The organism is Phenylobacterium sp., assembly GCF_035276905.1.
Classification (GTDB): Bacteria; Pseudomonadota; Alphaproteobacteria; order Caulobacterales; family Caulobacteraceae; genus Phenylobacterium.
The window spans coordinates 1-8,566 of record NZ_DATELG010000181.1; the positions used below are offsets into that span (position 1 = coordinate 1).

The following is an 8,566-nucleotide window of genomic DNA, read 5'->3' on the forward strand; positions in this document are numbered from 1 at the left end:
CGCGGGCGTACTGGCGCAGATCGAGAGCGTGCGCGAGGCGATCGAGGCCGGCGCCGACCGCGCCGCCTTGCAGCGGCTGCTGCCGCCGGGGGCGGCGCGCAACGCGCTCGACTGCGCGCTCTGGGACCTCGAGGCGAAGGCCGCCGGCGTGCGCGCCTGGACCTTGGCCGGCCGGGCGCGGCTGGACCCGGTCAAGACCTGCTTCACCCTCAGCCTCGACGCCGCCGACGTGATGGCGGAGGCGGCGCGCGCCCACGCCCGCTGGCCGATGCTGAAGCTGAAGATCGGCGCAGCCGACCACCTCGACCGGATCGAGGCGGTGCGCGCGGCCGCGCCGCGCACCCGCCTGGTGGTCGACGCCAACGAGGCGCTGTCCTTCGAAGACCTGCGCCGCATCGCGCCCGAACTGGCCAGGCTCGAGGTCAAGCTGCTCGAACAGCCGCTGCCGGCGGCCGACGACGAGGCGCTGGAGGGCTGGACGAGCCCGGTCCCGCTCTGCGCCGACGAGAGCCTGCACACGCGCGCCGAACTGGCCGCCTGCGCCCGCCGCTACGCGGCGATCAACATCAAGCTCGACAAGGCCGGCGGCCTGACCGAGGCCCTGGCGCTCAAGGCGGAGGCGCAAGGCCGGGGGCTGGAGATCATGGCCGGCTGCATGGTGGCGACCTCGCTCGCCATGGCCCCCGCGCTCGTGGTGGCGCAGGGGGCGCGCTTCGTCGACCTCGACGGCCCGCTGCTGCTGGTCCGCGACCGTGCGCCCGGCCTGCCGATCCTGGGGGCCCTGATCGAGCCGCCGCCGCCGGAGCTGTGGGGATAGGCCGCATCGTTTTAGCCCTGTTGCGACGCTTGGATTTAACCCGGCCAGGCCATGTTGCAGTCAGGGGACAGACGACTGAGACGGGAGCCTCCGCCCGCATGGACGTGACGCTTGAGCGCGCGCATCGCGCCTGGACCAACGCCGAGCGCATCAAGCGCCTCTCCGACGGGCTGATCCGCATCGGGCCGTGGGGCCTGGGGGTCGACGGGGTCGTCGCCTGGATGCCCGGCGCGAACGTGGCCTATAGCGTCGGCGCCGGCGCGATCCTGTTGTTCGAGGCCGTCCAGGCCGGGGCCGCGCCGGAGACGCTGGTGCGCATGGGCCTCTACCTCACAGTCAACACCGCGCTGGACGGCGTGCCCGTGCTGGGTTGGGCGATGGACACCCTGTTCCGCGGCCACGCCATGGCGGCCGGCGCGCTGCAGAAGGACATCGAGAAGCGCTACGGTGCGCCGGCCGGCCGAAACCCGCAACGGCGCTGGCGCTTGCGGGTCCGGGACGTTCCCTGGGCGGCCTGATCCGTCTCGGGCGCGTCGGCGACGGGTCAGGTCGCGCCGCGCAGGGTGGTGTCGATCCGCTCGTCGACGGGCGGCTTGGCGGCTTCCAGCAGGCCGAAGCGGAACGGCAGGGCGCCGATGACCGCGCCGATGGCCGGCGCGACGATGAACAGCCACAGCTGGCCGAGCGCCACGCCGCCGACCAGCACCGCCGGGCCGAAACTGCGGGCGGGATTGACCGAGACGCCGGTCACGTGGATGCCGACGATGTGGATCGCGGCCAGCGTCAGCCCGATCGCCAGGCCCGCGAAGCCGGCCGCTGCGCCCGGACCGGTCGAGCCGAGGATCACCGCCACGAAGAGCGCGGTCATCACCACCTCGAAGCCCATTGCGGCGCCGACCCCGAACTCCCCGCCGTAGCCCGGCCCCCAGCCGTTCTGGCCGAGGTGCTCGTGGCCGCCGCTGATGCCCATCAGGATCAGGGCGCCGGCGAGCGCGCCGGCGAATTGGGCCACCCAGTAGAACACCATCTCCACCGCCGGCATGCGGCCGGCGAGGAACACGCCCAGGCTCACCGCCGGATTGACGTGGCCGCCGGAGATCGGCCCCAGCCCGTAGGCGAGGGCGACGATGGCGAAGCCGAACGAAAGGGCGATGCCCAGCTGGCCCACCTGCTCGCCGCCGAGCACGGCCGCGCCGCAGCCGAACAGCACGAGGATCAGCGTGCCGACGAATTCGGCGGTCAACTTGGACGTCATGAAGGGGCTCCTTCAGGTTCCCGGCTTCCGCGCACGACGCAGCGGAATCCAATGTGCGAGGTGGAGGTGTCGATCGGCTGGGCGTGACGCGCAGCCGGTCGGTAGCGGCGACAGTAGGAGGGGGCGCAGAGGTGGGAGCCGCCCTTGAGGACCTTGCGCGGGATGTCGCCGCCGGCGGGGCAGTCGCGCTCCAGGCTTCCCTCGAGCGTTCCGCCGCGCGGGTTCCTCGGCGCGCAACAGGGGGAGGCGGCGGCCCCGGGCGCCGTCGTCGACCACCAGTCCTGGGTCCATTCCCAGACGTTGCCGATCATGTCGAAGAGCCCGTAGCCGTTCGGCGGGAAACTTCCGATGCGCGACGTGCGGAAGTTACCGCCTCGCTTCAACGTCTGGTAGGGGAATTCGCCCTGCCAGGTGTTGGCCATCGGCTGGCCGCGGGGCGCGAGTTCGTCGCCCCAGGCGAACTCGGCGCCGTCCAGCCCGCCGCGGGCGGCGTACTCCCACTCGGCTTCCGTCGGCGGCGCCTTGCCGGCCCAGCGGGCATAGGCCTCGACGTCGGCCCAGGCGACGTGGACGACGGGGTGGTCCAGCAGCCCGTTCAAACCGCTGTCCGGTCCCCGTGGATGGCGCCAGTCGGCGCCCAGGGCATAGGTCCACCAGGCGTGGATGTCGTGCAGAGGAACCGGGCCTGCCGTGGGGACGAAGACCAGCGAGCCCGGCGCGAGGAGCTCTGGGAGGGCGCCGGGATAGTCCGCCGGATCGGGCGGCTGCTCGGCCACGGTGACCCAGCCGGTCTCGCGTACGAAACAGGCGAAGTCGCGGACGGTCACCGGGCGCACGTCGATCCAGAAGTCGTCGACCTCGACCCAGCGCGCCGGCGCCTCCTCCGCATAGTGCCGGTCCGAGCCCATGCGGAACCTGCCGCCCAAGATCCGCGCCATGCCGTCCTGGGGCTTGCGGGCCGGCCTGCGGCGGAGCGTGGCGGCGGGGGACGGCATGGCGGCTCCGGCAGGGGAGGTCGTCTTCCGGAAAGTGGCGCATGCGGGCCGAGTGCTGCCTATCGGGCCGATCCCTGAGATCGTTCGGGTTCTAAGGCAGCGAACGCCTGAGGGATCGGGCCTGCGCCGGATGGGCGCCGGCGACGCTCCGACGTGGAGTGCCGGACGCACGGGAAGGATCGGACATGGCCGGCTCGGAGGAACGGACGGACAGCCTGGAGATCGCGAGCGCGATCGTCCTCTCCGTCGCTGCGCTGGCCTCGTCCTGGGCGAGCTACCAGGCAGGTCTGTGGGACGGGGAGCAGGCCGCCCACTACAGCCGCACCAACGCGCTGCGCACCGAGGCGTCCCGCGCCATCCTCGAAGGCGACGCGCTCGCCGGCGTCGAGGTGCAGATCTTCGGCGCCTGGCTGACGGCCAAGACGGACGGCAAGGAGAGGCTCGCCGCCTTCTACGAGGCGCGGTTCCCGCCGCACTTCAAGCCCGCCTTCCATCGCTGGCAGCAGGACAATCCGCTGTCCGACCCCTCCGCGCCGCCGACGCCGTTCGCGACCCCAGCCTATCATCGGCCGGGACTGGAGCGGTCGCAGACGCTCGAGCGCCAGGCCGACAAGGAGTTCAGGGACGGGCAGTACGCGAACGCCGTCTCCGACGGCTTCCAGCAGGGCGCGACCATGCTGGCGCTGGCCCTGTTCTTCGGCGGGATCGGCCAGGTCTTCAAGGGCCGCACGGCCCGCGTCTGGCTGCTCGCCGTCGCCAGCGTCAGCCTCGTGCTAGGCCTGCTGCGCCTGCTCAGCCTGCCGGTCCAGGTCCTGGGCCTCGGCATTCCCGGTTAGGGGCTCGGGGATCGGTCATGCCGAGATGCTCCATTGGAGGCGACCGAGGGCGCGGAGCTGCCGCGCCGGGGCCGTGGCCAGCCTCCGGGCCAGCCGGTCGAGGCGCCCGCCGCCGCCGCGCGATCCGAGCCGCTCCACCGCCGCCATGCGCCAGGCGCCCCCCAGCGTATCCGCTGTCGGCGCGTAGAGCCTGAGCCTGAGCTCGAACGGGCCGTCCGGCGCGCGCAGCCAGTTGACCGCATGCCGGCGCGCGGGCGGGTCCCGCTGGACGAACAGTTCCAGCGATCCGTCGGGCGCGGCGACCAGCGGGCTGTGGTCGCCGATCACGTCGCCGGCCGCCGCGCGCTCGCGCGGGGGCGCGCTCAAGCGCCAGGCCGAAAGCGCCGGCGGCAGCCGCGCCGCCGGCATCACCAGGCGGTACTGCTCCTGGCCCGTCAGCGGCCGCCCGGACTCGTCGGCGTTGCAGCGCAGGGTCAGGATGTCCTCGCGCAGCGGGGCGCCGAGGACGGCGAGCACGGCGGCGGCGCGTTCGACCGGCTCTGCGGCGCCTGCCGCAGGGGCCGCGCTCGTCCATTCGCGCAGCGGTTCGCCGTCCATCGCCCGGCGCGCCGCCCGGATGGCGTTCCATCCGTCGGCGAAGCCGCGCAGCAGGATGTCGTCCGCGCGGGCGCCCGCCTGACTGTTCCGTTCGAGGCGGGCGATGCGTTCGCGCAACGCGCCGCCGAGGCGTTGCCGGACCGGCTGGGGTCCGCGTTCGACCAGATGCCGGAGGCGATGGAACAGGGCCGGCGGCTCCATCTCGGCGACCTGGCGCATGGCGCCCAGGTCAAGCACGTCCAGGCCGGCCTTTGCGGCGGGGCCCGATGACGCTGGGCTCGGCGCCCACGGGAAGGCGAAACCCTGCTCGGCGGCGAGGCCCTCGACGGCCGGGCGGTCGGGCGCGCTGCGGGCGAGGATCCGCGAAACGGCCCAGACGCAATCGCAGGGGGTGCGCAGGGTCCGCAGACCGGCGCGGGCTTCGCCCCGCCAGGCCGGTCCGGCCAGCATGACGTCGCCGGCGAGATGCTCGTCGCTCCGCGAGCCCAGGCTGGCGAAGGCCTCGCCCGCCGAGTCGATCAGGGTCAGGGAGATGTAGCGGCCGTGGGTGTTCGGCAGGTGCAGCACGGTCGGGCCGGCGCCGAGGTCGACGATCGCCGAAGAGTGCAGGCAGTCGGGATCGTCGAGGAACAGCCCGGGCACGAGGTCCTGTGAGACCCGCGGAAACAGCCGGAAGTGGTTCGCGGCGAGGGGGTGCGCCCTGCGGATGGTGTCCATCACGACGAGCGGGAAGCCCAGGACGAAGACCTCGCTGGCGAGCTGACGGGCAGGGGCGTCAGGGGATGCTGCGGGGACGGGCGTCTGAACCAAGGGAGCGCTCCGGGTATCCCCGTCAGCCTCAGGCGCCTGGAAATGCACACCAATCCGGCGAAACCCGAGCGGGTGCGCCTTCGACCGCTGATCCGCCGGCCTGGAATCCGGCTTCCCTGCGGTCAGGGCTGGATCAGGTTGTGCTTGATCGCGAAACGGACGAATTCCGCCGCGGTCCGCGCGCCGGCCTTGCGCATCGCCGCCGACCGGTGGCTCTCGACGGTCTTGATGCTGATCTCCAGGTTGCGGGCGATCTGCTTGTTCGAGTTGCCCTCGGCGATCAACTGCGCGACTTCCAGCTCGCGGATGGTGAAGCTCTCCAGGCGCGAGCGCTTGCGGTCGTTGATCGCCGCGTCCAGCAGCAGCTCCGAGACGAAGGAGGAGAAGTACGGCCGGTTGGCGCCGAGCGCGGAGATGGCGGCCTCGAGGTAGCGCTCGCTGTCGGTCTTGAGCACATAGCCGCGCGCGCCGGCGGCCAGGCCGCTGCTCACCGTCTCGTCGTCGTCGTGCATGGTGAAGAGCAGGACGCTGGTGTTGGGGGATTCCTGCTTCAGCCTGCGCGTCAAGGCGACCCCATTGAGAACTGGAAGCGCGACGTCGAGGACGGCGATCTCCGGCTTCTCGCGAAGCGCGATCTCCAGTGCAGTCTGACCGTCGGCGGCTTCGCCGCACACCTCCCACCCGGGATGGGCTTCGATCAGGTCCCGCACACCCTTGCGAACGATCTCATGATCATCCGCGATCAGGATGCGTAACATCGTCGGTTTCTCCCGTCCTGATCACCGATACTGCGCAGTTGGCGCCTGCGGCATCAGGCGAATCCCGGATTGCAACTGTTCGTTATCGGGGCGCCGTTCCATCCTGCTTGCCTAGAGAGCCGGCAGGCGCGCAACCGGGAAAACGCCTATTCGGCCCTCCTCGCCATCGGATGATAGTCGCCTCTCAGGTGTATCTTCCCTACACGTTTTCCCCTAGGCTCCGGGGCCGGGTCGTGTTCCCGGTTGTTACGGAAGCTCTACTATGAGTTGAGCCCTGTGCAGGGCGTTTTGACGGAGCTTGAGCCGTGTCACTCGTGCTTCGGGAAGAATGTAATGCACCCAGCTCAAACCTCTACGAGCGGGCCTTCCGCACCACGACGGCGCCGCTGGCGTTTGCGGCGTGGGCGGACGGAGAGCTTTGCGCCCAGCAGGTGAACGAGGCCTTCGCCCGCCTGTTCGACTTTCCGTCGCACGCGCCCCATGGACAACCGCTGCGGCGGATCTTTCGCGGCGCCTCCTCCATCCAGGTCCGCCTCGCCGTGGAGCAGTGCCTGCGCGACCGCGAGCCCGCGCGCTTCCGCATCGCCCATGGGGCGGCGTCCGAGTTCAAGATCCTGGAGGTCGAGGTCCATCACGTCGGGGGCGACGGAGCGGATTGCGCCCTGATCAGCCTGAGCGAGGCGCGCTCGCCGCTCGCCCTCTCGTCGCTGGGCGAGGCCGGCGTGCTGGCCGAGCTTGCGCCGCTCAGCCGCGGCCTGGTCTATATCCACGACGTCGTTCACAACGTGCTGCGTTGCGCCGCCCACCCCGTGCTCGAGCGCCTCGGCCTGGCCCCCGGATCGATCCCGGCGGACAAGGCCCTGCAGATGGTCGACCCGGCGGACCGCAAGATCCTGGCGCGGCTCCTGAAGCGGCAGCTCGCCGCGGCGGACGGCGAGGTGATCCAGTGCGTCTGTCGGGTGCGGGACATCCACGGCCAGGTGATCTGGGTCGGCGTGCGGACCCAGATCTTCGCCCGCACGCCGGACGGCGAGGTCCAGTGCATCCTCGGCGTCGCCACCGACGAGACCGAGCACTACACCTACGAGGCCGAGATCGCCGCGGCGGCCAACGCGCTCGCCCACGCCGAGCTGAACGAGCGGCGGCGCATCGGGCGCGAACTCCACGACTCCACCTCTCAGCTGCTGGTGGCGGCCAGGCTCGGCCTCAGCCGGCTCGCCGGGCTTGACCTGCCGAACGAGGAGGCGACGCACGTGCTGGAGGACACGCGCCAGGCGATCGAGGGCGCGCAGCGCGAGATCCGCAACTTCTCCTTCGTGCTGCACCCGCCGTCGCTGATGGAGACCGGCCTGGCCGATGCGCTCCAGACCTTCGCGGTCGGCTTCGCGCGGCGCACCGGTCTCGACATCACCTTCGATGTCGGACGGGCTGGCTGGCGCCTGCCGTTCACGATCAAGGTCGCGCTGTTCCGCGTGGCGCAGGAAGCCCTGATGAACGTCTACCGCCACGCCCAGGCCGCGCGGGTGGAGGTGCGGCTCAAGCACAAGGGCCGGCGCATCGTGCTGGAGGTCGAGGACAACGGAATCGGCATGCGCGGAACGGGCGGCCAGCCGCCCATCGAGGGCGTCGGCATCAGCGGGATGCGGGCGCGGATGATGCAGATCGGCGGCGCGCTGGACCTGCTGGGAGGACCCACCGGCGTGCTGGTGCGGGCCTCCGTCGCGCACGAGCTGCGCCCGCCGCGCAAGCCGCGGAGCCGCGCGCCCGCGTCGTCGGCGGCCGGTCGGCGCGCGCGCGAGGACGTGGCCGGATACGAGGGCTTCGCCTGAGGTCCGGCGATCAGCGCGCCGCCCAACGTTCCAGCGTGGCGGGGGTGACGACCATCATTGCGGGAAAGCGCCGGCGCAGCTCGCGGGAGACGCGCCGGGCGTCAGCGATGACGATCACGCTGAGCTGCGACCGATCGTCCAGGCGCGCGGCCGCCGCCTGCACGTCGCGGTCGGAGACCGCCGCCAGGCGGGCCGGATACTCGGCGATCTCGCCCACCGGCCGGCCATAGACGGCCTCGTGCGCCAGGAGGTCGGCCAGGTCCTCCGAGGTCTCCGTGGCCCGGCCGAGGTCGCCGAGGAGCATGGCCTTGCGCATCCCGAGCTCGCCGGCCGTCACCCCGCGCGCCGCCAGCGCGTCCAGCTGGGCGAGCATCAGGGCCGCCACCTCGCCCGCCGATCCCGTCGGAGTTTCCGCCCGGGCCTGGAACATGCCGTCGCGATCGCGTTGCTCCAGCGTGCTGGAGACGTCGTAGGTCAGGCCGCGCCGGACGCGGATCTCCTGGTTCAGCCGCGAGGTGTAGGTTCCGCCGAGCGCGCTGTTCGCCAGCTCGGCGGCGTAGTGCGCGCGATCTGACCGCCCGGCCGCGGGGCCGGCGACCACCACCTGCGCCAGCGGCGCGTCGGGCACGTCGATCAGCACGGCGCGGCCGTGCGACGCCCGGCCGGTCG

Annotated in this window: 9 protein-coding genes; 4 read left to right on the plus strand and 5 right to left on the minus strand. The window is 72.1% G+C overall.

Annotation, left to right across the window (positions count from 1 at the left end):
• Positions 1–817 (plus strand): dipeptide epimerase (locus tag VJS38_RS08260; protein WP_324087675.1); only part of this gene is annotated, 817 nt, incomplete at its 5' end.
• 98 nt (positions 818–915) lie between these two features.
• Complete coding sequence (locus tag VJS38_RS08265) at positions 916–1,335, plus strand: DUF4112 domain-containing protein (protein ID WP_324087676.1); 420 nt, start codon at positions 916–918, stop codon at positions 1,333–1,335.
• 26 nt (positions 1,336–1,361) lie between these two features.
• Here VJS38_RS08265 and VJS38_RS08270 read toward each other — a convergent pair whose 3' ends face one another.
• On the minus strand, positions 1,362–2,072 hold the full coding sequence (locus VJS38_RS08270; RefSeq protein ID WP_324087677.1) for an aquaporin: 711 nt from the start codon (positions 2,070–2,072) through the stop codon (positions 1,362–1,364).
• Positions 2,069–3,067, minus strand: coding sequence for a formylglycine-generating enzyme family protein (locus VJS38_RS08275; protein ID WP_324087678.1), 999 nt, complete (start codon positions 3,065–3,067; stop codon positions 2,069–2,071). The genes VJS38_RS08270 and VJS38_RS08275 overlap by 4 nt, the downstream gene beginning before the upstream one ends.
• 185 nt (positions 3,068–3,252) lie before the next feature.
• Here VJS38_RS08275 and VJS38_RS08280 point away from each other — a divergent pair, with 185 nt between their 5' ends.
• On the plus strand, positions 3,253–3,903 hold the full coding sequence (locus tag VJS38_RS08280) for a hypothetical protein (RefSeq protein ID WP_324087679.1): 651 nt from the start codon (positions 3,253–3,255) through the stop codon (positions 3,901–3,903).
• 15 nt (positions 3,904–3,918) lie between these two features.
• Here the strand turns inward: VJS38_RS08280 and VJS38_RS08285 are convergent, their stop codons facing one another.
• Positions 3,919–5,310, minus strand: coding sequence for a DUF1254 domain-containing protein (locus VJS38_RS08285; protein WP_324087680.1), 1,392 nt, complete (start codon positions 5,308–5,310; stop codon positions 3,919–3,921).
• Positions 5,311–5,432: 122 nt separating this feature from the next.
• Positions 5,433–6,068, minus strand: a complete 636-nt coding sequence (locus VJS38_RS08290) for a response regulator transcription factor (RefSeq protein WP_324087681.1) — start codon at positions 6,066–6,068, stop codon at positions 5,433–5,435.
• A 305-nt stretch (positions 6,069–6,373) separates the two neighbouring features.
• Here VJS38_RS08290 and VJS38_RS08295 point away from each other — a divergent pair, with 305 nt between their 5' ends.
• A complete protein-coding gene (locus VJS38_RS08295) occupies positions 6,374–7,897 on the plus strand; it encodes a histidine kinase (protein WP_324087682.1) in 1,524 nt (507 codons plus the stop codon).
• Between the two features lie 10 nt (positions 7,898–7,907).
• On the opposite strand, the gene VJS38_RS08300 is transcribed toward VJS38_RS08295, so the two are convergent.
• Positions 7,908–8,566, minus strand: a 659-nt coding sequence (locus tag VJS38_RS08300) for a M16 family metallopeptidase (protein WP_324087683.1), incomplete at its 5' end; no start/stop codon positions are given.